Origin of the sequence: Eubacterium limosum (assembly GCF_000807675.2) — a bacterium.
Lineage (GTDB): Bacteria > Bacillota > Clostridia > Eubacteriales > Eubacteriaceae > Eubacterium > Eubacterium limosum.
In genome coordinates, this window is sequence record NZ_CP019962.1 from 3826972 (window position 1) to 3853859 (window position 26888).

The 26888-nt window shown below is 43.7% G+C and carries 25 protein-coding genes; 9 read left to right on the forward strand and 16 right to left on the reverse strand.

Going from position 1 to position 26888, the window contains the following annotated elements; translation table 11 throughout:
* The first annotated feature begins 52 nt into the window (after positions 1 to 52).
* Complete coding sequence (locus tag B2M23_RS17950; protein ID WP_038351613.1) at positions 53 to 1567, forward strand: DUF6056 family protein; 1515 nt, start codon at positions 53 to 55, stop codon at positions 1565 to 1567.
* 40 nt (positions 1568 to 1607) lie between these two features.
* On the opposite strand, the gene B2M23_RS17955 is transcribed toward B2M23_RS17950, so the two are convergent.
* The 7 genes from B2M23_RS17955 to B2M23_RS17985 all read right to left on the reverse strand — a co-directional run bounded on the left by B2M23_RS17955 (position 1608) and on the right by B2M23_RS17985 (position 9722).
* A complete protein-coding gene (locus tag B2M23_RS17955; protein ID WP_013380547.1) occupies positions 1608 to 2969 on the reverse strand; it encodes a citrate/2-methylcitrate synthase in 1362 nt (453 codons plus the stop codon).
* 258 nt (positions 2970 to 3227) lie between these two features.
* Complete coding sequence (locus tag B2M23_RS17960) at positions 3228 to 3500, reverse strand: DUF1905 domain-containing protein (protein WP_038351612.1); 273 nt, start codon at positions 3498 to 3500, stop codon at positions 3228 to 3230.
* 67 nt (positions 3501 to 3567) lie between these two features.
* On the reverse strand, positions 3568 to 4179 hold the full coding sequence (locus B2M23_RS17965; protein ID WP_052237147.1) for a M48 family metallopeptidase: 612 nt from the start codon (positions 4177 to 4179) through the stop codon (positions 3568 to 3570).
* Between the two features lie 45 nt (positions 4180 to 4224).
* The gene (locus B2M23_RS17970) at positions 4225 to 4917 is read right to left on the reverse strand and encodes a Crp/Fnr family transcriptional regulator (RefSeq protein ID WP_038351611.1); all 693 of its coding nucleotides are present in this window, start codon (positions 4915 to 4917) and stop codon (positions 4225 to 4227) included.
* 18 nt (positions 4918 to 4935) lie between these two features.
* A complete protein-coding gene (locus tag B2M23_RS17975) occupies positions 4936 to 8025 on the reverse strand; it encodes a DEAD/DEAH box helicase (protein WP_052237146.1) in 3090 nt (1029 codons plus the stop codon).
* 13 nt (positions 8026 to 8038) lie between these two features.
* Positions 8039 to 8659: a response regulator gene (locus B2M23_RS17980; RefSeq protein ID WP_038351610.1), complete on the reverse strand. Its 621-nt coding sequence runs from the start codon at positions 8657 to 8659 to the stop codon at positions 8039 to 8041.
* Positions 8640 to 9722 (reverse strand): sensor histidine kinase, encoded by a 1083-nt coding sequence (locus B2M23_RS17985; RefSeq protein WP_038351609.1) that lies wholly within the window; start codon positions 9720 to 9722, stop codon positions 8640 to 8642. The genes B2M23_RS17980 and B2M23_RS17985 overlap by 20 nt, the downstream gene beginning before the upstream one ends.
* A 168-nt stretch (positions 9723 to 9890) precedes the next feature.
* Here B2M23_RS17985 and B2M23_RS17990 point away from each other — a divergent pair, with 168 nt between their 5' ends.
* From B2M23_RS17990 to B2M23_RS18000, 3 genes are read left to right on the forward strand one after another with little or no spacing between them, the layout of a single operon-like run.
* Positions 9891 to 10823, forward strand: a complete 933-nt coding sequence (locus B2M23_RS17990; protein WP_038351608.1) for an ABC transporter ATP-binding protein — start codon at positions 9891 to 9893, stop codon at positions 10821 to 10823.
* Between the two features lie 10 nt (positions 10824 to 10833).
* Entirely contained in the window at positions 10834 to 11979 is a 1146-nt protein-coding gene (locus B2M23_RS17995) for an ABC transporter permease (protein ID WP_038351607.1), read from the forward strand.
* Positions 11966 to 13135 carry an ABC transporter permease gene (locus tag B2M23_RS18000; protein ID WP_038351606.1) on the forward strand — a complete coding sequence of 390 codons (1170 nt, stop codon included), beginning with the start codon at positions 11966 to 11968 and terminating at the stop codon, positions 13133 to 13135. Before B2M23_RS17995 ends, B2M23_RS18000 begins: the two co-directional genes overlap by 14 nt.
* A 41-nt stretch (positions 13136 to 13176) precedes the next feature.
* Here B2M23_RS18000 and B2M23_RS18005 read toward each other — a convergent pair whose 3' ends face one another.
* Both B2M23_RS18005 and B2M23_RS18010 read right to left on the reverse strand, forming a co-directional pair.
* Positions 13177 to 13704 carry an FmdE family protein gene (locus B2M23_RS18005; RefSeq protein ID WP_038351794.1) on the reverse strand — a complete coding sequence of 176 codons (528 nt, stop codon included), beginning with the start codon at positions 13702 to 13704 and terminating at the stop codon, positions 13177 to 13179.
* A gap of 227 nt (positions 13705 to 13931) precedes the next feature.
* Positions 13932 to 14552, reverse strand: a complete 621-nt coding sequence (locus B2M23_RS18010; protein ID WP_038351605.1) for an ECF transporter S component — start codon at positions 14550 to 14552, stop codon at positions 13932 to 13934.
* Positions 14553 to 14727: 175 nt separating this feature from the next.
* On the opposite strand from B2M23_RS18010, the gene coaBC reads away from it, so the two are divergent.
* The 3 genes from coaBC to B2M23_RS18025 are packed head-to-tail and all read left to right on the forward strand — an operon-like array spanning position 14728 to position 17162.
* Positions 14728 to 15924 (forward strand): bifunctional phosphopantothenoylcysteine decarboxylase/phosphopantothenate--cysteine ligase CoaBC, encoded by a 1197-nt coding sequence (gene coaBC / locus B2M23_RS18015; protein WP_013380560.1) that lies wholly within the window; start codon positions 14728 to 14730, stop codon positions 15922 to 15924.
* Entirely contained in the window at positions 15921 to 16685 is a 765-nt protein-coding gene (locus tag B2M23_RS18020; protein ID WP_038351793.1) for a threonine/serine exporter family protein, read from the forward strand. Before coaBC ends, B2M23_RS18020 begins: the two co-directional genes overlap by 4 nt.
* A gap of 3 nt (positions 16686 to 16688) precedes the next feature.
* Positions 16689 to 17162 carry a threonine/serine exporter family protein gene (locus B2M23_RS18025; RefSeq protein WP_038351604.1) on the forward strand — a complete coding sequence of 158 codons (474 nt, stop codon included), beginning with the start codon at positions 16689 to 16691 and terminating at the stop codon, positions 17160 to 17162.
* 22 nt (positions 17163 to 17184) lie between these two features.
* On the opposite strand, the gene B2M23_RS18030 is transcribed toward B2M23_RS18025, so the two are convergent.
* The 6 genes from B2M23_RS18030 to B2M23_RS18060 form a co-directional block, all read right to left on the reverse strand.
* Positions 17185 to 19878 (reverse strand): calcium-translocating P-type ATPase, PMCA-type, encoded by a 2694-nt coding sequence (locus tag B2M23_RS18030; RefSeq protein WP_038351603.1) that lies wholly within the window; start codon positions 19876 to 19878, stop codon positions 17185 to 17187.
* A gap of 284 nt (positions 19879 to 20162) precedes the next feature.
* Positions 20163 to 20852 (reverse strand): dethiobiotin synthase, encoded by a 690-nt coding sequence (gene bioD, locus B2M23_RS18040; RefSeq protein WP_038351602.1) that lies wholly within the window; start codon positions 20850 to 20852, stop codon positions 20163 to 20165.
* On the reverse strand, positions 20845 to 21816 hold the full coding sequence (bioB, locus tag B2M23_RS18045; protein WP_038351601.1) for a biotin synthase BioB: 972 nt from the start codon (positions 21814 to 21816) through the stop codon (positions 20845 to 20847). Before bioB ends, bioD begins: the two co-directional genes overlap by 8 nt.
* Positions 21813 to 22370 carry a biotin transporter BioY gene (locus tag B2M23_RS18050; protein WP_038351600.1) on the reverse strand — a complete coding sequence of 186 codons (558 nt, stop codon included), beginning with the start codon at positions 22368 to 22370 and terminating at the stop codon, positions 21813 to 21815. The genes bioB and B2M23_RS18050 overlap by 4 nt, the downstream gene beginning before the upstream one ends.
* 95 nt (positions 22371 to 22465) lie before the next feature.
* Positions 22466 to 23059, reverse strand: coding sequence for a flavin reductase family protein (locus B2M23_RS18055; protein ID WP_038351599.1), 594 nt, complete (start codon positions 23057 to 23059; stop codon positions 22466 to 22468).
* Between the two features lie 89 nt (positions 23060 to 23148).
* The gene (locus B2M23_RS18060; protein WP_242945834.1) at positions 23149 to 25227 is read right to left on the reverse strand and encodes a penicillin-binding transpeptidase domain-containing protein; all 2079 of its coding nucleotides are present in this window, start codon (positions 25225 to 25227) and stop codon (positions 23149 to 23151) included.
* Between the two features lie 169 nt (positions 25228 to 25396).
* Between B2M23_RS18060 and B2M23_RS18065 the strand changes: the two genes are divergently transcribed.
* Entirely contained in the window at positions 25397 to 25669 is a 273-nt protein-coding gene (locus B2M23_RS18065; RefSeq protein WP_038351598.1) for a GNAT family N-acetyltransferase, read from the forward strand.
* Between the two features lie 56 nt (positions 25670 to 25725).
* On the opposite strand, the gene B2M23_RS18070 is transcribed toward B2M23_RS18065, so the two are convergent.
* Positions 25726 to 26271 carry a GNAT family N-acetyltransferase gene (locus B2M23_RS18070; RefSeq protein ID WP_038351597.1) on the reverse strand — a complete coding sequence of 182 codons (546 nt, stop codon included), beginning with the start codon at positions 26269 to 26271 and terminating at the stop codon, positions 25726 to 25728.
* 151 nt (positions 26272 to 26422) lie between these two features.
* Between B2M23_RS18070 and B2M23_RS18075 the strand changes: the two genes are divergently transcribed.
* Entirely contained in the window at positions 26423 to 26884 is a 462-nt protein-coding gene (locus tag B2M23_RS18075) for a ribonuclease domain-containing protein (protein WP_038351596.1), read from the forward strand.
* Positions 26885 to 26888: the final 4 nt, after the last annotated feature.

The following is a 26888-nucleotide window of genomic DNA, read 5'->3' on the forward strand; positions in this document are numbered from 1 at the left end:
TTCATCTTTCAAGTGCTATGATGGGAAAAATAATTTATAACTGGAGAATGCTATGAACAGATATGCTTTACTGACACCTGTCTCTAAAAAAAATGGTGGAAATTTCCTGATCGTTCTCGCTTTTTTAACCACGCTTCTTCCAATTTTCTCTATCTCGATTTATGATCAGCCTTCTGCAGACGATTATGTCTATGGGCTGCTGACACGACAAACCTGGGAGAGCACCGGCTCTGTTTTTCAGACTCTGCTCACTGCCTGGAATCAAATGGTGCACTCTTATATGACTTGGGATGGCAATTTCTTCGCAACCTTTCTGGGCGCGCTTCAGCCATCTGTTTTCGGATTGTACCACTGGGTCCCGGTCATTATGGTATTATCTGTTATCTTCGGTACTTTTTTCTTTTTAAAAGTCTTGCTGGAAAATTATTTAAACGCAGATCGAAATACAACGCTCTTCATCGGCTGTGCACTCTTAATATTAGAGCTTCAATTTCTGCCTTCTGCTGTTCAGGGATTATACTGGTTTGACGGCGCTGTTTCCTATACCTTTATTTACGCTATGTCATTGACCCTTTTTGCGCTGCTGCTTATCTACTATCAAAAAAGACCTGTGCGACACAAATATCTTGCCCTTGCCAGCGCATGTATCCTCGGTTTTCTTATTTCCGGAGGTAACTTTATATCCTCACTGGTGAACCTTATACTTCTGGCCGCAATGGCCACCATACTATGGTACCGTAAAAACACACACTGTTTTGGCACTGTTTTGGTTTTTGTTTTTTCACTCGTCGGCTTATTCATTTCCGCTCTTGCTCCCGGTAACGGCGTACGGCAGGCCGATACACTTAAGACCCTTGCGTCACAACCCTCTCCAATTTCTGCTATTTTACAGTCCTTTCAATATGCTGGACAGTATTTTCTGCAGTGGATGTCTATCCCAGTTACGGCAGGTATTTTTATCCTCTCTGTCCTTCTGGTCAAACTGGCGTACAAAAGTCATTTTTCTTTCCGGTATCCCTTTGCAGTATTAATTCTCGCATTCTGTGTCTTTGCAGCCGGATTTACACCGCCTATTTATGCACTGGGAGCAGGCAGCCTAATCTGGGAAACGCGGATTATGAATATTTTGTATTTTAACTTTTTATGGCTCTGGTGCTTTATGCTTTTCTATATTTCAGGATGGATATTCCACCGAAGACCAAAAAATAAAAAAGCTCAAAACGGGATAAATCGCGCCCGATTAAAAAAATTAGCGCTGCGACCAGTGTACTATAGCAGTGCTGCTATAATACTTTTCGTTTTGACTCTTCCCATGGCTAAAACACCGGTAACAAGTCTCAGTGCTCTGCAGTCACTCGTTGACGGCTCTGCATCACAGTATGCCTTAGAAGCCAATGAACGAAAGGAAATCTACCAAAATCAGTCCATTAATCATGCTGATGTACTTGCCTATACAGTAAAACCTTATGTTCTTTATTACGACGATATCAAGACAGATAAAAATGATTGGCGGAATATCAGTGTTGCCAGGTATTACAACAAGGGTTCCGTTGCGATCCGCAATTAAAAAAAGCATCAGGATTGTAACCTGATGCTTTTTAGTATTTTCAACGTTCATTAATTGGAATATATTCTCTGCGCTCGTGCACATTTCTGTAAGCCGGACGGATGATTTTTCCGGCATTGAGAAGCTCTTCGATTCGGTGAGCGCTCCATCCTGAAATACGCGCGATTGCAAAAATCGGTGTATAAAGCTCAGTAGGAAGTTCCAGCATATGATAAACAAAACCGCTGTAAAAGTCAACGTTAGCGCTGACCCCCTTGTACATTTTTCTTTCATCAGAAATAATAAGCGGCGCGAGACGCTCTACATTGGAATACAGCGCAAACTCGTCCATACGTCCCTTCTCTTCCGCAAGGTTACGTACAAATTTTTTAAAAACTTCGGCTCTCGGATCAGATTTAGAGTAAATCGCATGGCCCATCCCATAAATTAGCCCAGCTTTATCAAAGGCTTCCTTATGCAGGAGCTTTCTCAGATAAATGCTGATTTCCTCTTCATCGTTCCAATCATTGACATTTTTCTTCATGTCCTCAAACATTTCACAAACTTTAATGTTGGCCCCACCATGCTTTGGACCTTTAAGCGATCCCAGAGCTGCCGCAATGGCAGAGTAAGTATCCGTACCTGAGGATGTAACGACATGACAGGTAAAGGTTGAGTTGTTCCCACCGCCATGCTCTGCGTGAAGTACCAGGGCTATATCAAGAATTCTGGCTTCAAGCTCAGTATATTTGCTGTCTGGCCTTAAAAGATACAGAATATTTTCGGCTGTTGAAAGCTCTGGCTGCGGCGAATGGATATAAAGACTTTGTCCCAGCTCATAATGGCAGTAAGCCTGATAACCATATACTGCGAGCAATGGAAACAAAGCAATAAGCTCCAGGCTTTGACGCAATACATTGGGGATTGACGTATCACTGGCACGGTCATCATAGGAGTAAAGTGTGAGAACGCTTCTAGCCAAAGTATTCATCATATCGCGGCTGGGTGCTTTCATGATGATATCGCGAACAAAGCTTGTTGGCAGTGTTCGGTAATGCGACAATACCTTCACAAAAATATCCAGATCCTGTTTATTAGGCAGCTCGCCAAATAAAAGCAAATAGGTCGCTTCTTCAAAGCCAAAACGTTTTTCCTTTACAAAACCTTTCACCAGATCCTGAACATTGATTCCCCTGTAGTAAAGCTGTCCGTCGCAGTTGATTCTCTGGTCTCCATCCATAATAAAGGACATAATCTCAGAAATTTCTGTTAATCCCGTGAGAACACCGTTTCCGTTCAAGTCACGTAAACCCCTGTTTACCTTGTATTTATCGAACAATTCCGGATCAATATGATTGTTTTTCTCTAATTTTTCAATATAGTCGAGCACTTCGGGTTTTTCTTCTGAAAATACATTTGTCATTTTTTCACTCTCCCTCGTCTATTTATCAGATTATAATATATCTATTATAACCTCCAAACCTTAAAATAAGATAAAAAATAAAACAACAGATGAATCTTTATCTGTTGTTTTTGCATATTTCTTAAGTTTTTATGAATTTTTGAAATTTTTAAACCTAAATTTGAAAGACTATTTTTCAAATCCTTCAAACACAAAAGTTTATTTTGGCACTTTAAATCGTTAAAACTTTTCGTATTTTAAAGCAAATTATTTTATTTTCTATTTGTTCTCTCGTTCCTCGAGCGTTACGTGGACGATATCACCAGGCTGTTTCCCAATTTTTTCACGAATATCCTTTCGAACACCAAGGATGTGACAAGGTGTTTTCATGCGTACCAGGCTTCCATCATAAGTTTCGCCATCAAAAGTAGCATGCACTTTCACCTTCCCACGGCCAAAAGTTTCTTTAACATCGAATGGTATTTCAATATAAGCACCATTGATATCGGGTACTTTCTTAATCTCTGCCTCAAACTCGTACAATTCTTTCACTATTACTCTCCTTAAAATAATTTTCTGTTGATATACCTGGGAGCAAATTCCTTAAACACAATGATGATCAGACCTCCCAGTTTTGTGTACTCAACAGAATCCCTAATTCTTTAAGAATACTTTGCTGCATTTTATAATCCGGTATGAATGCAGCGACAATGTTCCAAAAAGCTGCCGAATGATTATGCTCAAAGGTATGGGCTAGTTCGTGGATCACCACATAGTCGATGGCACTTTCGGGAGCCATTATAAGCTTCCATGAAAAATTCAGACTGTTTTTTCCAGAGCATGAGCCCCATCGTGTACGGGCGTTATTAATTTTTACACTCGTTGGTCTCGCATGCATCTGCTCGGCATAATAATGGACCTTCTCATTTAAAACCCTTTTGGCTTCGGAGCGATATAATTTCACAACGGCCTCTTTAATCTTTTCTTCTGCGAATCTATCGGGTATGTAAAAGCACTCCTCATCAAAAAGAGGTTTTTTGAGTTCACAGCATACCAGTGGCAGTTTTTCTCCCATATAAAGCAGTGAACAGCCATCTTTTAATATAAATGCCTGGCGTTTTTCATGCCTTTTTCGGGCCTCTGCGCTGGCCATTTCAATCCACTCTGACTTTTCCATCACAAAACGGTCCAGAAATGCTTTGGGTGTCTTTAACGGCGCCCTGACTTCCACCTGTCCATCGGGATCGCCATTGTTTTACGACGGCTTTTTTGTACTCTATAGGGCGTCATTCTCGATATTCCTCAGATAAAAATGACTGCGTTTAAACCGAAGAATTCCTTCATCTCTCAGCCTGCCAAGCTCTCTCGACATCGCGCTTCGGTCAACGCACAGATAATCTGCCAGCTGTACCCGGTTCATAGGGATCGTGAAGGGGTTAGTCCCGGCTCGGCGCTGCTGGTCATTTAAATATCCTAAAAGCTTTTCGCGTGTAGTTCTCAAACTCAGATAATCCAGTTTTCGATTCAGATTCAGATTTTTTCTGGCAATAATCTTAAGAAGGTTATTGATAATCTGCTTGTGAAAGCTGCATTCATTACTGCAGACATCAATGATTTTATTAACCTGAACAAAAAGGACCACACAGCTTTCAAGGGCCACGACGGTTACAGGACTTTCCTTTATACCCGCACAGACAAAGGATTCTGCGAAAAGCTCGCCCCCTTCTATCTCGCCGATAATATTGCGGTTCCCCATGGCATCCTCTTTGATAAGCTGGGCATGCCCTTTAGCCAGAATTCCCACACCAATGACTTCATCCCCGCTGTTGAGGATACGCTCATTTTTATCATAGTGCTTTGAAACAGCGCCCAGACACTTGAGCACAGCAGAAAGATTATCCCTCTGAACGGATTTAAAAAGTGCACTTTTTTCCAGATTTTCCATGTATTCTTCCATGTATTCTTCCATATGAACTTCCTTTCTAAGCTATTCGAAAAGTCCGACAATCTCATCTTTAGACATACTGGCAATGGCTCCTTCACCCTCACGGATAATCGAATCTGCCAGTTCAGCTTTAGCCTGCTGCATTTTTTGTATTTTTTCTTCAATACTGTCTTTTGCGATAAGGTTATAAACCTGGACGCTGCTTGTCTGGCCTATACGGTGGGCACGGTCAGTCGCCTGATTTTGTGCGCTGAGATTCCACCACGGATCGTAATGGATAACTACATCAGCGCCCGTCAGGTTGAGGCCTGTCCCCCCAGCTTTAAGGGAGATTAAAAATACTGGCGTATTATCCTCGTTAAAGGCATTGACTTGACGCAGTCTCTCCTGAGCCTTTGTTCGTCCTGTAATCTTGTAAAAACCAATTTCCCGTTTAACAAGCTCCCTTTCAATGATCTCCAGCATCGAGGTAAACTGTGAAAACAAAAGCACCTTGTGTCCAGAAGCTAAAGAGGTTTCGAGTATTTCCAGACAGAGCTCAAGCTTGGCACTTACATCTGTATAATCTTCATAGACAAGTGACGGATCACAGCAAATCTGGCGAAGCCGAGTCAGCATTGCCAGAATGATAAGCTTCCGGCGTTCAAAATTTCCTCCGTCCAGCTCATATGCAAGGTCCTCTCTGCTTTTTGCCAAATTTGCCAGATAGAGCTTTTTCTGTTCACCATCCATAGATGCGTACATGGTCGTCTCAGTCTTTTCAGGGAGCTCCTTGAGAACATCACTTTTCAAACGGCGTAAAATAAAGGGCGACACTAGCTTATTAAGCCGTTCCAGAATTTTTTTATCCTGTTCGCGGACAATGGGTATTTCAAACTTTTCACGGAACTTCCGATAGGTATAAAGATATCCCGGCATTAAAAAATCATAGATGGACCAGAGCTCTGCCAGGCTGTTTTCTACCGGCGTACCTGTCAAAGCAAACCGAATCTCACTGTTAATCACCTTAACAGATTTAGCATTCTGCGTATTATGATTTTTAATGTACTGGGCCTCATCGATGATTTCATAATGAAAATGCAAATCTTCATAATACAAAATATCTCTTTTGAGCAGATCATATGAGGTAATAAGCACATCTGCCTCAGCCGCCCCGGCGATTTTATCTCGGCGCTCCGCAGCAGTTCCCATGACCACAATTGCTTTAAGTTCAGGTGCAAAACGTGCGATTTCACTTTCCCAGTTTAATACCAGCGAGGATGGGCAAATGACCAGAGATATCGTCTGAACCCCGCTTTCTTTCTGAGACAGCAGCAGAGAAATTACTTCCAGCGTTTTTCCAAGCCCCATATCGTCCGCTAAGATACCACCAAATCCATATGCCGCAATGGTTTTAAGCCATCTGAAACCTGTTTTCTGGTAATTTCGCAAAATGGGCTTCAGCGTGGCTGGCACTTCAAAGTCAGAATCAGAAACATCCTTGATATCTCTGACAATCTGCTTGAAAACAGTATCCCGATTATATTTAATTCCCTCGCTCTGCTTAAACAGAGCATCCAGATACAGCGCTCGGAACTTCGGAACCGACACGGTCCCCCGCTCAATCTCCTTTGCGCTCAAGTTTAATACATCTGCCAGCTCTGAAAACTCGCCTAAAGCATTATCTTGAATATTAATAAAACTGCCATCCCTTAACCGGTGGTACTTTTTAGCCTGGCGATACGAATTCAGCACCTCGGTCAACTCATGTATGTCCAATCCGTCCAAATCAAATTCCAGATCAAGCAGATCGCCGCTTACTTTTATGCCTACACGGACAGAAGCAGGCGGCTTGATTTTAAAGCCTTTAAACTGATCCGTCGCAAAAATTTCAGCAGTTGAGGATATAGTCTCCAGTCCCTCACTAAAAAGATCAAAGATTTTATTCTCATCACCGTCAATATACGCAAAATTACCGATGGCATCATAACTGTCCAGATATTTTTTTATAAGCTGTTCTACCCGATACTCACCGCGCAGATCCTGGCTTTTAATCAGGTCTTTGGGTTTAAATGCTTCATGCTCCTCATCGCCATAGCTAAAAAATACCTTTCCCATTACAAAGTCCTCCTGTGGCGCATCAAAATAGACCTTAGTCACCAGAGGTTTAGGCTCATAGGCACTCATGTCACAATCTGAAATAAAGGAGAAATACTGTTCAAGATTGGATAAAACCGTATTATAGAACCCCTTCATATCCTCTTTCATCACAGTCATCGTCAGCTTATTGCGGATAATAGCCTTCAGAAAATCTCTCGTATTGCGGCTGTAGGAAGGGTCACAATAATAAAGCTTTCCTTTTTCGAAAATATAGAGCCTTTCCTGCCCATCTAATACCAGTGCCTCATCATTTAAAAGCTCGATGGTGTAGGACTTACCTGTATCTGAAATCCGAATGCTGATCTGTGCGTTAGAATGAACAATCGTGGCGGACATAGCCGAGCCTTCAATATCAACGGGAATCTCTGGGTCCTCGTCCCAGATTGCCATATATGCGTCAAGCGTTGGTCCGTTAAGGTACATGTACTTTACGTTATCATTAAAGCTCTTTTTGTAAACGGCTAAAGCCCGGTTGTTGCTCTCGTTATAAAAGCTTTTGAGAAAATGAAGATACTTTCTGCCGCGCTCATCAAAATTTTCTTCAAAATGGCGTAATATCAGGGATTTACCATACCTAATTTCATCTCCATTTTCAAAAGCCGCCATAAAAGCACTCAAATCTTTTACAACGTAAAGCCGGTCTTCACCAATCTTAAAAGCTAGCTTGGCGGACGAGCCATACCAATAGCTGTCAGTAATCATCAGCGTGGGCTCAAGGCGAACGTTCTGCCCGGAGCCGGCCTCCAGAGCGGCATTTTTCGATTTTTCCGCGTAACGGTCCATCAGTCTGAGAGCTGCTGAGTCGGTCATCTGCCGAACCCGGGGCTCCTCTTTTTCACTGCTTAATTTCCATCTGAATGTTTCTTTAACTTGCTTTTTATTTTTTTCAGAGTTACCTTCCTGAGGATACAATAAGTCATCCATATCCTCAGGTGTAATTTCTCCAGAAAAGATTTTATTTTCTTCCGGTTTTTTCAATAGCTCATCATCCATGGAGAGAACCTCCTTATTTATGGTTGAAATAAAAGATGGCCAACTGGGTTCTGTCACGCAGCTCCAGTTTATCTAAAATATTGCTGATGTAATTGCGCACTGTCCCCTCACTCAGAAAAAGGGTTTCTGAAATTTCCCGGTTGCTCAGTCCCTGAGCCACTCCCTCAATAATTTCCAGATCTCGTTCGCTGATGCTGTAAGCGGAAAAATTTACAGCCGCTTTGCCGCCAAGAAGTGTAGGGATTTTCGTCACAATTTCATCGCCAAACACACTCTGTCCACTGTAAACTGCTTTTATCGCCGGCACAATACTCTCAAAGGCCTGTTTGAGCAAATAACCCTTTGCACCTATTTTGAGCGCTTTGATAATATATTCATCGTCTAAAAAAGTGGTGAGATATAAAATACGGGCATCCCTGTCCTCAGCGAGGATAAGCTCACCGGCCTCAAGACCGGTCATACCGTCCATCCGTATATCCATGAGCAGGATATCCGGTTTATGCTCATCGTATAAAGCGATGGCCTCTCCTCCGCTGTTTCCCAGCGCTACAACCTCGATTTCAGGATCTGCCTCCAAAATAGTTCTAAGGGATACTGATACCAGACGGTCATCATCAATGACGATTACTTTCATGGGGTTCCTCCTTTGGAATAGAAATAAAAATGTGAAAGCCACGCTCTTTTCGAATGTTCAGATTTCCGTTTAGAGCCTCTACCCGGTCTGCGATATTCTGCAGGCCTATTCCGCTGTGGCCTGAGACCATTTTAGTGCCATTATCCTCGATAATAAGCTGATACAATGCTGGGTGCTCTCTCAAAGAGATCTTTACCCTGCTGGCGTCCGAGTGGCGCATAACATTTGAAAGGGCCTCCTTTACGATCGTAATAAAGGCATAACGCTGCTCCTTCGAGGGATTCCCTTCGATTCCGTAATCAAGGAAAACCTCACAGAAATCAAAATCATCGATCAGTGAGCATATCTGTGTCTGGCAGTCAATGGATTCATCGTGAAGGTCGTGCACCGAATCCCGGATACTGTCCATAGCCTGGGAAAGCGTATCCTTGATTTCAACCAGATTTTCCTGAAGCGGCTCCTCTGGATGGACTGCCATAAGCGCCCCCACTTGTAAAATAGAACGTGATAACAGATGACCAACATTATCATGTATTTCACGAGCGATACGGTTTCGTTCATTTAAAGTCGCCAGATTGATCTCATAATCCTGTTTTTCCATCAGGTCTTTGTTCTTACTTTCTAACAGCATTGCATTTTCACGCGTCGTGTCCCGAAGTGTCCGGTAATCTCGGTTCATCCGGTTGACCAGCTCCTCATTTCTGCGAAGCAGGCCTGACAGACCAAAGAGAATAATCAGGATCAGCCCAATATTAAAGGGCAAGCTTTTCAAATTAACCACAAGGGCTGTACCGGCCAGAAAAAACAATCCAATGCCGCTCTTGCTGAAAGCATCATAATATACAAGCGGATAATAAAAGAAAAAATCTGTACAGTAAAAGGAAGCAATTGTAAATACGCCGATAGCCGCAATTTTAAAGTATCGGTTTGAAAAATAATAGTTCAGTGCCGAAACTGTCACTGCAGCCAAAAAAGAAGCGACTGAAAGGATACTAATCCTGCCGAGAGCGACCAGCGCGCAGGAACAAACCAATAGCGTAACACGGTTAAACAGGCTGTTCATAAACTTCCTCCTCAATAAAATTCTTAATACTTTACTATACCACTCTTTTAGTTTTTACACAAATTTATTTTCTTAATTACATTTGTCATACGTTTTATTGATGTAAGACACTACCGAAAGCCGATACAGCAGCGTAAAATAAAAGCATCACATACAGGAGGCACCATCATGGTCATCAATGTTCAAAATTTAGTTAAGCGTTACGGTGAACTCGTCGCCGTTGATCATCTTAATCTTCAGGTAAGAGAAGGCGAAATTTTCGGTTTGCTCGGGCCAAACGGATCGGGAAAGTCCACCACCATCAATTGTATTTTATCCTTACTCAAATACGACAAAGGCAGCATTGAGGTTTTTGGAAAGCCCATGACTCCCACCTCTTATGCACTCAAGAGGGACATTGGAATTGTCATGCAGAACGTCGCGGTGTTTAACGAGCTGACCGTTTATGAAAACATTAATTACTTTTGCGGTCTCTACATTAAGGATAAAGAAGAACGCCGAGCTTTGGTCGAGGAGGCAATCCGTTTTGTCGGCCTTGAGGACTTCAAACGCTTTCTGCCAAAAAAACTCAGCGGAGGCTTGCTCAGGCGTTTAAATATTGCCTGCGGTATTGCACATAAGCCAAAGCTCATCATTCTGGATGAACCGACCGTTGCTGTCGACCCCCAGAGCCGAAATGCTATTCTGGAAGGTATCCAAAAGCTCAATGCGGAGGGTGCAACCATCGTCTATACCTCACATTATATGGAAGAAGTCGAGCAGATATGCACCCGCATTGCCATTATGGACAAAGGGAAAACCTTGGCCATGGGCACAAAGGAAGAGTTGAAAGCCATGATTCGATCAGCAGAAACCGTACATGTCGAAATTTTTGATCTTTCTGACGCGCACCTTCGCATCATTGAGGCGCAAGACTCTGTTTCAAAGGTACACTATCAGAACAATTTTCTGGAAATCCATTATTCCGGTGGGAAAAATAATCTGATGCAGCTGCTTAACTATCTGCAAAATAATGGGATCAGCTTTGGCCGTGTCACTTCTGAGGAGCCAACACTCAACGACGTATTCCTCGAAATCACGGGTAAAGAGCTGAGAGATTAGGAGGCCTTACATGTTTTCCTTTTTATATACCAACCGTATAAAATGCCTTTTACGGGACAAGGCACTGGTCTTCTGGACCCTCCTCTTCCCGCTGATACTAGCTACCCTGTTTCATTTTGCATTCAGCAACATTTTCTCAGGTCATAATTTCAAGGCAATTCCTGTTGCTGTGATTGATAATGAAGATTATCAAAACAGCGAAAGTTTCAAGGAAACCATGAAAGCTGTGTCCAGTGAGGAGGAGTCTATTTTAAAGATCTCACTGACCTCAGATACCAGCAAAGCACTGGAATGGCTCTCTGATGGTACAGTATCCGGCATCATTGCCATGACCGGGGATAAACCTGAGCTCACAGTGACTGAATCTGGTGTCGATCAGACGATTATCAAAAATGTGCTAGACCAGTATATTCGGGTTTACCACACAGTTGCTGATGTTGCTCAGTCAAATCCACAGGCCTTTGCTCAGGGATTTATGGATGAGATTGGCAGCACCAAAGACTACACTGTCGCTGGGTCTCTGACAGACAAAAGCCTGAACACACTTCTCATCAGCTATTACGCGCTCTTGGCAATGGCCTGCTTTTACGGTGCATTTCTGGGACTTCAGGATATGGTTGATATTCAGGCAAATTTATCCGACAAGGCTTCTCGTCTGGCCGTCGCTCCCACACATAAGCTCAAATTACTGGGCATCAACTTCTGCGCGACACTGACTATCCACTTTGTTGAGATACTTATCCTTATCGCCTACATGGTCTTTATGCTGGATGTTGAGATGGGAAATCATATTCCTGAAATCCTTCTGATCAGCTTGGTCGGATCGGTCTGCGGCATTACCTTCGGCACAATGATCGGTGTTCTGGTAAAAGGAAGCGAAGGCCTTAAGACCGGCATCCTCGTAGCAATCACCATGCTCATGTCGTTTCTGGCTGGTATGATGTCGCCAGATATCAAGTACAGCATTCGTCTGAGTGCTCCTTGGGCTGAAGTGGTTAACCCTGTCAGTCAGATTACCAACGCATTTTACAGTATTTATTACTATGACGGTGGGCCAAAGTTTTATACCTGCATCGCTATTCTGTGCATGTTTGCAGTGATTTTTTCTACCGTTACATACTATGTTACCCGGAGGCAGCAATATGCAAGTCTTTAGAACCTATTTTAAAATCATTAAAAGCAATCTCATGCAGATGATGATCTATATCGTTATTTTTATCGGTCTGGCTGTTTTATTTTCAATAATGTCACAGACAAGTAGCAGTACGAGTTTTACACCTCAAAAACCATTGATGGCCGTTATCAATCACGATGAAAACAGCGAGCTTCTCCGTGGCTTTACCGATTATCTCGACCAGAATGCTGACATTGTCCCATTGAAGGATGATCCGTCAACACTCAAGGATGCACTTTTTTTCAGAGAGGTCGTCTATATCGCAACTATTCCTGAAGGGTTTACTCAGGCCTTTATGGCAGGAGAAAAACCCGAAATCATTGAAAGCACAGTTCCCGACAGTGATTTTGAGTATCAGACGGGTCAGCTTGTCAACCAATATTTTAATACGGCCCAGCTCTATCTAAAAGGGATTCCGGATATCAGCCAGTCAGAGCTATCAAAAAAGACAGCCGCCAGTATGGATGATCAGACAACTGTCACTCTGGATCAAATTTCCATTGAGGAGGGGATTCCAAGCTATTCCTATTACTTTAATTATCTGGCCTATGCCCTGCTGGCTGTTTTGATTCTTGGTATCTCATCGATTATGATGGTCTTTAATAATCAGGATATCAAACGCCGTAACAGCTGTGCTCCTATGCGCCTTAAAAATTTTAATGCTCAGCTGGCAATCGCCAGCACGATTTTTGGTATCATTGTCTGGGGTTTTATGCTTCTGGTTGCTTTTGTGCTTTACGACATTACGACAGACAATCTGCCGCTGGTTTTGCTCTGTAGTGTCAATGCTCTGCTCATGACCTTTACTGCACTTGGCATTGCCTTTCTGACAGGCCAGTTTATAAAAAGCTATAATATTCAAAGCGCCGTTGCCAATGTGGTCTCACTCGGGCTCTGCTTCCTAAGCGGTGTTTTTGTTCCTCAATACCTGTTGGGCGACTCGGTTAAGGCCATCGCAAGCTTTACTCCAACCTACTGGTACATTAAAGCAAACAATGCCATTATTGGTCTGAAGAGCTTCAGCATGGAAGCCTTGTCCCCTATTTTGGCCGATATGCTGGTTCTGACAGGTTTTATCGTTGCTATCTTCGCAGTTGGCCTGATGATCAGCCGATACCGCCAACTCAGCCGAAATTAAAAAGAAGGCGCCGGATTTTTTATTCCGGTGCCTTCTTTTTTTTACCAGCCTCTGATGTAAGGCTTGAAGCAGTCCTCACAGACAATTTTTCCTTCCTGTAAATGCATTTTATGCTCTGGAGCACCTTCGCCGCAAAGTTCACAAAAGACAGTAGTGAAAAGCCGGGCTTTTTCGGGAAGTTCAAATTTTGGCGTTGAATACTCAAACAGATCATCGAGCGAAGCGTTTAACAGGTACTCCTGATATTCAGGCTTACTCATTAACCCTTTTTTGCGGGCTTTCAGATAAATACGCACCTTTTCACCTGTGGCACGGTTAAAAAACGAAAAAGCCTGTTTTCCGGTATTTCTGTACAATAGATTTCCTTTTCCAAAAGTACAGCCAAGCAAAGCCTGTACCGCATCCACACTGCAAGAGTCATTTTCAGCAACGCATACAATCTCTTCATCTTCCGATGAACCGATGCGCAGCATTTCTTTTGCCGCATCGCTGACACGGACGCCAATGGCCAGCCCGGGACATTCGTGTCCGTGAAATTCAACAGCCTTTATCCATAATTCATTATTCATAACAATCACATCCCTTTTAGTTTTATAATAATTATACAATATTTTACTCAAAAATTGATTAAGATAGGTTATCTTGCAAATAGCAAATAGTATATAACAATATTACTTTATTATTCTGACGATAAAATTTTTTCGCTCTTACCTTTTCCAGACTATCTGCATTGTAAATGGTCTTCTTACAATAAAAAAACCGCATTCTAAAAAAATGCGGTAAATAAAATAATTTATTACTTTTTAACACCATATTTTAAAAGCGCTTTGCAAATAGCCAACGTCAATACCCCGGCAACAATTGCCTCTGGAACACCGTTAATACCGATAACTGCCAGAATGGCCCCATAAAGCGCTGAGATGTCCATTTCCTTTGCAGATGCATAGCTCTGTCCAAAAAAGAAATAAATCATGTTCATAACAAGCAGTGTGTTGGTGAGCGAGCCGCCAACGCCGGCACAAGCCAAAGCCAGTGCATCGCTGTCCTTTACCTTCTTCAATCCCTTGTAAATATAATAAGGAATAACCCCCACTAAAATTCTGGGTACAAAACAAATAACAAGACTCCAGAAATTACCATCATAAGTTCCCAGTGAATAAAATGGGGTAAATACAAAAGAGGTTACCGTTGGGTTAAAAGTATTGTTCACGAGACTGGTGAGACCAAAAACAAATCCTAAAAATGCTCCGTATTTTGGACCGAGTATGATACTTCCAATGATTACGGGTATATGGATAATGGTCGCACGGGTGAAACCCAGCGGAATGTATCCCAAAAATGGGACAACTGCCATCAGGACAATGATTGCCACAAAAAGTGACAATTGGACCAATTCCTTGGTCGTTCGTGTTTTCATATTCGATTTTCCTCCTGCTATCGTTCCAGTCAAGCCGGATACAATGCTTAATCGTGACTATTTTAACATGAAAAAAGATCAGCTTTCAAGTCTTTTTTACCCAAACTGCATTTACGGAAGGTTCTATTTTTGATATAATCTCCTAGTAAATTTGAACGAAGGAAGTACATAAAAGATGAACTTAAAAAATAAAACAGTTATCCTTGGTGTCAGTGGCAGTATTGCAGCCTACAAAATGGCAAATGTCGCCAGTACTCTGGCAAAATGGGGATGTGACGTCCATGTTATCATGACACCCAACGCAACAGAAATTATTGCGCCAATGACCTTCTCCACCCTGACAGGCAACAATTGTATCGTCGATACCTTTGATAAAAACATCAACTACAATGTTGCACACGTCTCGCTGGCCAAACGCGCTGATCTGCTCATGATCGCTCCAGCCACAGCCAATGTGCTTGCAAAGCTGGCACATGGCCTGGCAGACGATATGCTGACCACAACCGCCTTGGCCTGCACCTGCAAAAAAATCGTCTCACCAGCTATGAACACAAACATGTTTCACAATCCGGTCGTCCAGGACAATCTGGATATTTTAAGAAAATATAACTTTGAAATCGTTCAGCCAGACAGCGGTGTTCTCGCCTGTAAGGATATCGGCGATGGCAAGCTCCCTAAGGAAGAAGTCCTGATCGATCATATTCTAAAGGAAATCGCTTTTGAAAAAGATCTTGCTGGAAAAAAAGTACTGATAACTGCTGGGCCTACCTGTGAAGCCATTGATCCGGTCCGCTACATTACCAACCATTCAAGTGGTAAAATGGGCTATGCTTTGGCGCGCAATGCCATGCTTCGTGGGGCTGAGGTCACCCTTGTCAGCGGCCCAACCGCGCTGCCTCCAGTCCCTTTTGTAAATATGGTCGATATCGTTTCCGCAAAAGATATGTTTGAGGCGGTCACCAGCCGGTCGGAACAACAGGATATTATCATCAAAGCTGCGGCTGTAGCAGATTATACCCCTTCCGACTATTCTGATGAAAAGGTAAAGAAAAAAGAAGGTGCCATGAACATTGCTCTCAACCGCACCCAGGACATTCTGGCCTGGCTGGGCGCAAACAGACGACCGGGGCAGTTTCTCTGCGGCTTTTCCATGGAAACACAAAATCTCCTGGAAAACTCTCAAGCCAAACTGATACGCAAAAATGTTGACATGATGATCGCAAACAATCTAAAGGTAGAAGGCGCTGGATTCAGTGGGGATACAAATGTCGTAACTGTTATCACAAAAGACCGTGCTACAGAACTTCCAAAGCAGACAAAGGAGAATGTTGCGGGACAGATTCTTGACACAATTTTGGAATGCCTGCCATGACACCTACACATCTCATCACAGTGGCCATGGAAATCGGCGATATGCTTTTGGAAAGCGGTGCGGAAATCTACCGTGTTGAGGACTCCATGCGCCGTATCTGCCAGGCTTATGGCGTTGATAACGCCGAGATTTTCGCGGTTCCTACAACTATTATCATTACGATCCGTGTCGGCGACAATCCCCCATTGACGCTGACTAAGCGGATCTTCAGCCGTGGAACCGACCTGTATAAGGTCGAGCGCCTGAATTCACTATCCCGCGAAATGTGTGCGACTATCCCGCCTTACGAAGAGGTTCAGAGGCGCATTGAGGCGATCCGCCGTTTTCCTCCTTACTCTCTTATCAAGCAGGTACTGGCTTTCTCCTTTGTAGCCTTCTTTTTCACTCTGCTTTTTAAAGGAACGCTGTCAGACGCCTTTGCCGCATTTTTTATCAGCGCTCTAACAAAGGTGATTTTTAACGCTTTGGAGAAAATCAAAACCAACGCTTTTTTTGAAAATGTCATCTGCGGCGCAATGATTGCTCTGTGCGCTCTGGGGTTCGTCCGCTCTGGTTTTGCCGCTAATATGGACAAAATCATTATTGGCACCATCATGACTCTGGTACCCGGACTGGCTATCACGAACTCCATGCGGGATATTATCGCTGGTGATCTGCTGGCCGGTGTGACAAAAACGACAGAGGCTCTGCTGATCGGAGCCGGAATTGCTGTAGGCGCCGCTATTCCCTTAACCTTCCTGCGTCCTTTTCTGGGGGTATAGATTATGGAAAGCAGTCTTTTACTTCAATGCTTCTATGCCTTTGCCGCTACGGTCGCCTTTGGTGTCGTCTTTAATATCCGCGGTCGGGCACTGGTCATCGCTGGATTTGGCGGTGCCTTAGGTTGGTTTTTGTATATGGGTCTGCAGGGCTTTTTTATCAACGATATTCCTCAGTATTTTATTGCGACATTAGCTGTGTCGCTTTACGCCGAAATCATGGCAAGGCGTTTCAAAGCTCCAGCCACCATTTATCTGGCAGCAGCCCTTATCCCTCTTGTTCCCGGAGGCGGCATCTACTATACAATGGAACATTTCATCAATGGACGTGTGGATGATGCCATCAATACAGGCCTGCATACCCTTGGCATTGCCGGCGCACTCGCCATGGGGATCATTATCGTCTCCTCAAGTATCCGTATCTGGCTGAACATACGAAAAGAATTAAAAAAGCGTAGAAAAAAAGACTCTGTCCATTAAAGAAAAACAGAGTCTTTTTATTTTATGCTGTTTTAAACAGTTTTCTCTTGATAAGCTTAAAGGATTCAGAAACAACAATAACCGATAAACCTAAAGTAACGATCTTAACCCACATGCCTAAGGATAACGGCACGGTATTATAAAGAATTCCACCAAACTGAGTGATGACCACCTGCAGCATGAAAGTCAGACCAAAAACCAGCAGCATCAGACGATTGCTGAAGAAGTTTGAAAAGACACTGGTGTCGGTAAGTTCACGGCTGTTAAAGGCATTGAACAGGTGCATGACCACAAAGAGTGTAAATAAAATGGTATACTGTTCTCCCTCGGCGCCGCCCAGAATATTGAACAGGGCCTGCATCATAAAAACAATCGATACAAAAATCCCATTACAGGCAATGCGTGAGAGCATACCTTTACTCACAATATTGGAATCCCGGGAGATGGGCCGACGGTTCATGAGGTCATCACGGATCGGTTCAAGGCCAAGCGTAAGGGCTGGCGGTCCGTCCATAATAATGTTAATCCATAAAAGCTGAAGTGCGGTAAATGGTGATTTTAATCCAAGCAAAATACAGGATAACACCACGATAACCGATGAGAGGTTCACAGTAAGCTGAAACTGGATGAAACGCTGGAAATTCTCGTAGATCCCACGTCCCCACTGAACAGCCTTGACAATAGTGGAAAAGGAATCGTCAAGCAACACAATATCACTGGCTTCTTTTGAAACCTCAGTTCCGGTAATCCCCATAGCGATGCCCACATCAGCGTTTTTAATGGCCGGTGCGTCATTGATACCGTCACCGGTTACAGCGACCACATTCCCCATTTTCTTTAAGGCGTTTACCACTCGCATTTTAACGACAGGAGTGCTTCTGGCAATAACTTTGATCCTTGGCAGAAGCTCAATGAGGCGTTCTTCGCTCAGATCCTCGAGCTTGTGGGCCTCGGCCGCTGCGTCTCCAGGTTTCAGAAGGCCCAGCTCATCGGCAATGGCACGGGCTGTTACAATATTGTCCCCTGTCAGAATTTTTAACTCGATTCCCGCCTTACGGCAGCGGTTAACCGCTTCATAGACATCCTCGCGCAGTGGGTCTGTAATAGCGACAAAACCATCAAAGATCATATTAGACTCGATATGTGTACGGCGTTCCTCGTACTCGGTTATTGTCCGAACACCAGAAAGCGATTTGTGTGAAAAAGCAAGCACACGGCGGGCTTTTTTCTCAAAACCAGTCATTTCTTTTTCAATCTGCTGGATGTGCTCTTCCGAAAAAGGAACAGGCTGTCCATCAATCATAATATGACTACACTGGCTGATGATCTTTTCAGGACTTCCCTTGGAGTAGGCTACACTTCCCTCATCCCGTTCTACAATGGTCGTCATATTTTTTGTCTCCGAAGAAAATGGGAAAACAAAGTTAATCTTTGCATTTTTTCGCAGATCGCTGTAAGATGCACGGTGCGCATCTGCTTTTTCATAGGCCATGATCAACGCACATTCTGTCGGGTTTCCAATAAATTTTGGCTGGTCCCCCTGCTCTATATCCGCTGTGCTATTGATGGTAAAATTCTGGATCAAAGCATCATTGTCGAGAATCTTTGGTGTGATCAGGTGTCCATCTGAGTAAATATCTGTAACCGTCATGCGATTCTCAGTCAGCGTGCCTGTTTTATCCGAACAGATCACATTGATACAGCCAATAGTTTCACAGGCGATCAGTTTTTTAACCAGAGCGTTTTGTCTGGCCATTTTAATAATATTAATGGACAGTGAAACCGCCACAATGGTCGGAAGCCCCTCAGGTACCGCTGCAACGATCAGAACGATACTGGTAATAAAAGCTTCAGATACTGTATCCAGATTAAAGGTACCTGTTGAAGCAAAAATGATCAGCTGAATAACAAAAACAATCGCTGCCGCAGTCGCACCCAGAATTGTAATGAGCTTCCCCAATCGGTCCATTTTCTCCTGAAGTGGTGTAGAACCTTTTTCAGTTTTGGATAGCTCACGTGCAATACTTCCAAACTCAGTACCATCCCCAACCTCAGTCACAACCATGGTACCGCTGCCTCCGGTTATAAAGCATCCAGAGTAGAGCATGTTGGCACGTTCGGCTACCGGAGTCTTAGGATTACCATAAACCAATCCGGCTTCTTTTTTAACCGGAAGGCTCTCTCCCGTCAAAGAGGATTCATCAACTCTCAGCCCCAGCGACTCGATCACACGGCCGTCAGCAGGGATCATATCACCGGTGGCTACCTCCATAATATCCCCGACCACCAGATCTTTTTGGGATATCAGGGTGACGCTGCCCCCCCGCATGACCTTGACCTGCACATCCTCATTAATCTGGTTTAACGCCTCGAACGCTTTTTCGCTCCGCCCTTCCATAATGACGGTAACGCCGACCGCCAGAAAAATAGCGGCAAAAATACCAATACATTCAATGAATTCGGTTTGTCCTCCGGTAAAATAGCGGACAAAATTAACACCCAGAGTAATTGCAGCTGCCACCAACAGCATAACAATCATGGGTTCTGTTGCCGCATCCCATATCTTTTTGAAAACAGATTTTGGTTTTCCTTTGGTGAACGCATTAACCCCATGCTTTAAACGGCTTTCCTTGATCTGGTTTTTGCTTAGCCCCAATTCCGGATCAACATTTAACCGTTCAAGCGTCTGACTTGTCGTTTCTTGAAATGCTTTCATCAACGATACTCCTTTTTAAATTTTTACCCTGTTAAAAGAGCGTATAGGGATCACAAATTTCTTGGAAATCTGCATTTGTTTCGTTACTATTCCTATTCGCTGCCATTTTTCCAAAAAAATAAGCTCAACATCAAAAAAGAGACCTCCAGCGTATTCTAAAAATACGCTAAAAGTCTCATTACCTTTGAATAAATAAAGGCGGTAAAACCAGATGCTCTGCACCAGTATGTTGACTTTACCGTTTCAACTACTCCCTTTTAACAATATCAATTATATCGGAGGTCTCAAATACTGTCAAGTAAATTTGCAAGTAAAATTTTTTTAATTGACAAAATATCAAGGCTCCCCTGAGTTTCGCAGACCAGCACCTCCAAGCCGGTCATCGCTTCAAGCACCTTTTTATTATCGCAGTGTATGGTCGAGTTTTTATCAAACCGGTTCAGCACAATGCAGCGTGTATTTATTTTCAAGCTTCTGGCATATTCCAGAGTTAAGAGCGTACTGTTAATGGTCCCAAGTCCCGCATCTGCGACAATCACAATATCCAATGCCAAAGCGTTTATTACATCCGTCAGCATAAGCGTCGATCCCTCCAGGTTTAAGGGGCAGATAATACCACCACTCCCCTCCATAACCACATAGTCATAAACTGAGGCTGCTTTGTCAAAATCCTGTAGAATAGGCGCCAGTGTGATACTTTTATTCTCCATCTGTGCCGCCAGATGTGGTGACGCTGGATAATCAAGCAATGTCGTCACTGCCTGGTTAGGATCACCCTTAAGCCCGGCAAAGCGGAATACATAGGCCGCGTCGCCTGCGATCCTCGTTCCAGTTTCAAATTCTGTGCCGCTGATCGCGGCTTTATAATATCCGGCGTTTATCCCCTGCGCGATGAGCCCCTTAATAATTCTGGCCGTGATATAGGTTTTTCCTACATCAGTACCGGTAGCTGTGATAAAAATCCCCTTACACATTTGCTTTCACCTCAAATCCAAGGGTCTTAATCATAGCAATATCTTCATGCGTGGCAATCCCGGCTGTGGTAAGCATATCTCCTGAAATCGCTGCATTCACACCGCTTTTCATCAGGCGCTTTCCCTTATCTGGAAACAGTGCACGCCCCCCGGCCAGACGGAGTTGTGCTTTTGGTAAAATAAAGCGGAAAATGGCGGCTGTACGGACTATTTCATCATAGGCAAGGGTTGTCTTACCTTCAAGAGGCGTCCCGGGGATCGGGCTTAATACATTGAGCGGCACCGAGCTCACACTGAGCTGTTTCAGAGTAAAAGCCATGTCAATACGATCCTCCATGGATTCACCAAGGCCAATGATTCCCCCGCTGCATACTTCAAGGCCTGCTCTCTGGGCATCCCTGATGACAGCCTTTTTCTCCGAATAAGTATGTGTTGTGCAGATTTTTCCAAAAAATCTCTCTGAGGTTTCAAGATTATTATGATAACGTGTTACACCGGCTTTTTTGAGCTTCAACAGCGCTTCATAGCTCAGAAGACCATGAGATGCGCAGAGCCCCATTGGGGTGGTCTTTGCAAGCTTTCTATATATACGGCAGACTGCGTCCACTTCCTCATCCTCAAGCCGTTTTCCAGAGGTCACAATCGAAAAACGATGAACACCCTGGCGGTAATTTGACCTAGCGCTTTCCACCACGGTTTTCTCTGGAAGTAAAGGATATTCCTCCACACAGGTGTTAAACCATGCAGACTGGGCACAATAAGCGCAGTTTTCACTGCAGCGGCCACTCTTTCCATTGATGATGGTGCACAGATTAAAATCTCTGCCACAAAATTGTTCTCTAAGCTCGCCTGCGTATGTACTCAGTGCTTCAGTACTGGAACTGTACGCCAGTTCCAGTGTTTCCTCCCTGCTGATCTCATAACCGTATTTTATTTTCTCTGCTAAATCACCAATATTCATCATATTCTCCTCAATAATGGTTTTATCCTGCGCACCAGCCCCGCGCCAATAAAACAGAGCAGAATATCTCCGGGAAGATCAAGGGGAAAACAGGACAAAAAAACAATGCTCCACGGTGTCGGCTCTGCCATGTAGAAATTAAGGATCATATACTTATAAACCAAACCGATAGCATAGGTGGCCAAAAGTCCACCAAAGGCAGCCAAAAGAAAGCGGCCATAGTTCTGTTTCTGCCCTCTCTGGATGATAAAGCCTGCAACCCACGCCGCAAGGATAAAACCGAGCAGATAGCCAAAGCTCGGCCTGAAAATATATTGGATGCCGCCGCCTGCCGCAAACACCGGAAATCCCACAAGGCCCACCAATACATAAACACTTACCGATAAGGCGCCTCGAGCAGAACCCAAAAGCATACCTGCAAGCAGCACAAACAAAAACTGCAGCGTAAAATAATCCATATAGGGCACCGGAACCTGTATGAAGGCGCCGATCGCCACTAACGCAGCAAACAATGCACACTGCACCATAGACCGGGTTTTTGTCAACGTTGTTTCCATCTTAATCTCCTAAGCTTTAATTAAAAAAAGTATAAAAGAAAAAGTCTCCATTGTCAACCTTATTTTAAAATATAGTCGACATTGAAGACTTTCTGCTATTTTTTTACATTCTTTTTTCGGATTTTTTTCTTTTTCTTCCGAACGGTGTAGCCAAAGCTGCCCAGTTTTTTCCCAAGTTCAAAATATTCACCGTGGGCATAGCTGATGAGTTGCGCCTTATCCAAATGAAGCTTGCCTCTTTCATCCAGATATTGTTCATCCACATTAACTGCCAGAATATCCGCTAAAAACATATCATGAGAGCCCAAAGGGATTATCTCTGTCACACGGCACTCCAGATTCACAGGGCTTTCCTCAATCATGGGGCAGTTCAGATGCACCGCAGACTCCTTTGTCAGCGCCATTTTTTCAAACTTATCGAAATCCCGGCCCGAGCGCACACCGCAGAAATCCGTAGCTCTCACCAGTGATGAAGTGGTCAGGTTGATAACAAATTCCCCGGTTTCTTTTATGACCTTATAGGAATGGCGCTCTGGCCTTATGGAAATATAGGTTTTAGGTGGATTCGAATTGATAATGCCTGTCCAGGCTATGGTTAAAATGTTGGATTCCTCCATAGTACCACAGGATACCATTACGGCCGGTACCGGCGCCAGCAGGGTAGCACCCCGCCATTGTGCTTTACTCATCTTTAAAAATGTCCTTTCACTCTGTTGTATTTTTAAGTATAACTATCCGGTCACTGAAAAGTCAATCCATGTTCATAAAAATCCAAAAATTAACGCGCCAGCATCTCAAAGGCTGTCTTAACCTTGGGGACAACATAATGGCTGCCGCCGCGGTCCTTAACATCCTCGACCATACTGATAACCATAAGCTGCTGTGGGCTTGAAGGGTCGGCTGTAAAGGCATTAAACCAGCCAAGCTCTGTCCCGGAGGTATCTTCCTGAGACGCTTTGATTTCCGCAGTTCCCGTTTTACCGGCAATGCTCAAGCCCTCAATTAGAGCTTCATGGCCTGTGCCCGCCGGATTTTCCACTACCTGTACCAGGTCATCGCGGATGGTATTGCTCACATCCTTTGACAGAACCTGTGTTTTCCAATACTCAGCCTGCGCATTGTCCCTGTATTCAATGTAAGGCTTGACCATACTACCGTCATTGACAAAAGCCGAATAGATTGAAGCCATATGCAGCGGGTTCACCAGAACCTGTCCCTGTCCAAATCCGCTTGCAGCCAGCTGAGCTTCACTGTCAAAGGTGCCACTTTCAGAAATCTGGGAGGCAGTCATATCAAGCTCAAAGGGAAGAGCCTCACCAAAGCCCATTTTTTTCAGTTCTTCAGCAAAACGGTCTCCTCCGATTTTTAAAGCTGCTTTAGCAAAATAAATATTATCCGAATAGACAAAGGCATTTTCCAGATTTGCCGATCCGCTGTATTCTTCCAGCGTGGTGATATTAAAGTCTCCCCAACTGCTGTCCTTCTGCCATACAAGACCGCTTGCGCCAAAGTCCTCATCCGCCGTAAAGGCACCGGTTTGCAGGCCAGTGGCGCCAGTCACCGGCTTGAAGGAGGAACCTGGCGCGTAAGTGGCTTCAAAGCGGTTGAGCAGCGGATTGGCCGGGTCGGCATTCATGCTCTGCCACTGCTCATCGCTGAGCCCCAGAATAAAGGCGTTGGCGTCGTAGCTCGGTGTGCTGACAAGAGCCAGCACTTCGCCTGTTTTGGGATTAATGGCCGCAGATGCGCTCTTATCCCCTGCAAACTGATCATAAAGTGTACTCTGTAAATTCACATCGATGGTAGTTTTGATATTCTCTCCACTGATAGCTGCTTTTTCCAGCAAAACAATATCCTTTACTTCACCGTTATTTTCAGTATGATTAATAGAGATGGTCGCTCCTTCCTGACCTCTCAGCCGCTTATCATACAGCCTTTCAAGACCACTTTTTCCGATAACACTGGCCTCAGTATAGCCCTGGTCCTTTTTCTCCTCAAGCTCTTCGGCGCTGATCCCTTGTATATAACCTGTAAGCTGTGATGTCTTTTCTCCGTAAGGATAAACCCGGACCGTTTTATCATTGATCATAACGCCCGGTATCTGCAGCAGTGCAGCTTCAAGCTCCGCATTGCCAGCAGTCACGGTTTTTATGGGGACAAAGGTCTCATCGGTTACCCATCCCGCAGAAAGAGCGGTCTGGACATTTTCAGTTGTTACACCGAGAAGCTCTGCAACCTTTGCCAGGTCCGCGTCCCTCGTCTCTGTACTTATTTTCCCTGGAACCAACCCTACAGAAGAAGCTACACCGGTTGTTGCCAGAAGATTTCCATTACGATCCTCAATATTTCCACGGTCTGCGGCATTCGTGTCCACACTAACCTTATCACCATCCTGCAGTGCTGGCAGAATGACCGAAGAATCCCAGACAATCTGGTAAGGTTTAAACATGCCGTTCTTTTTAAAATTCACAAAATTCAGATCCTTGAGTGTCCCTGCCACTGTATCCATTGAAGAATCGTAAGTGACTCTCATATATTCGGAATCAATTTTTTCGGTGTTTTGTATCTTTGTAACGGTCAGATTCTGTGCTTCAATACCCTCGTATATATTTTTGTTCCGCTCAATAAACGTTTCTTTAGAATAGCTATTTTGGCTTTCGTCACTGATCAGACTGTACATTTTTTCATAATCCCGTTGATTGACTGCCTCGACATAAGTGTTTAAAGCCTTTTCAGGTGTATTATTTACATTAAAAATGATCACTGCCGCAATACACAGTATAAGCACCGCAGCGATAAGCCCCAACAGCATCCAAAGCTTCTTTTTGTCCATTGTTTTTTTGTATTCCGCATTCATTGTTTTTTCCCTTCTTTGAAAAATACAATACATATGTTTCCATATGAAGCCGATTACCTCTTCCTGAAATGATTATATCACATTTTATGGTTAAGTTTAAGGATTTTCGGTATAATAATAAGCATAATGCCTTTTGGCATTAATAAACCATCCCAAGGAGGTCTTTACAATGACGTATCAACTGGAAGAAAATCGTATTCTGGCAACTGATGAACACGGCACCGAATTGGGTGAATTGAATTTTACTCAAAATGGTGACGAATGGATCATTACGCATGTAGGCGTATCTGTTGCCGCGCGCAGAAGAGGACTCGGCGGCGCTTTGGTGGAAAAGGCCGTTCAGTACGCCAGAGACAGGCGTAAAAAAATTACACCGCTCTGTTCCTTTGCCGTATCCGAATTCGCAAACAACCCATCCTATAAGAATGTTTTAGCCGAATGATACATAAAAAGCCTGCCGCTGTAAGATTCTACAGCAGCAGGCTTTTGTATTAACAATCACGGTTTTAATGATTTGTGATAAACGGTATCCATTAAAACACTTTTACAGTACTCGAAACGTTCCTCATCAATTGGGTCCGGATAGGTCATGACATAGAGCGGCAGCTCAGGCATGCCTGATCTCAAAGGCGGTTGATAGTACTCATACTGGTTAAGATGAAAACCAAGATTTTTATAAAACTTGATCCTGCGTTTAGCATCCTCCTCGTTGGGATGCTCTACCTCTAAAAAAATCATCCGGTCATTTTCCTTAAAGTATTCCTTGAATATCCGGCTTCCGATGCCACCGCCTCTTGCCTTCTCAGACACTGCAGCATGCTCGATAAAATCAAAATCGTCAAAAACCCAGACGCCCAACAGCGCAATGGTTCTGCCCATATCGGTTCGTTTAATCAAAAGCTTATAATCAGGCTGCTCTAAAAGTGCTTTCTGCCCCTCATAGGAGCGTTTTTCAGTATCTGGAAACGAAGCATCTAATATCTCAAAGGCTTCGTCAAAGGATGTCTCATCGGCTGTTTCAAAAAAGCTTTCTTCAGTCATCATTTTCCCCTTATGTATTCACAAAATTTTAACACTTGTTACAGTATAACGAGGGATTATTAAAAACCCCTTAAATCCAATAGGATATACAGCATTCAAATTTTAGTGTGACTATGATATAATTGATGCAAACTTTAAAGAAAGGAAATCATTAATGCTAAAGCGTTTATTTAGAGCACTCCTGCCGCTATTGATGATCGCACTTCTGATAACAGGCTGCAGCAGCACATCATCAACAGGTACAGGCACTACCAGCGGCAATACCCCGCAAATTACAGAAAACGGCACCTACACCTCCAAGGAGGACGTCGCGCTTTATATACACACATATCAGAAGCTACCCTCCAACTTCATTACTAAAAAAGAAGCTCAAAAGCTGGGCTGGGACAGCCAGAAAGGAAATCTGGATAAGGTAGCAAAGGGCAAAAGCATCGGCGGTGACCGGTTTGGAAACTATGATAAAAAACTTCCTGACGCTAAAAGCCGCAACTGGAAAGAGTGCGACATCAACTATGAAGGCGGCTACCGGGGCGCGGAACGGATCATTTACTCAAACGATGGTTTGATTTATTATACCGATGATCATTACAACAGCTTTGATGAAATTACATTTTAAAGGA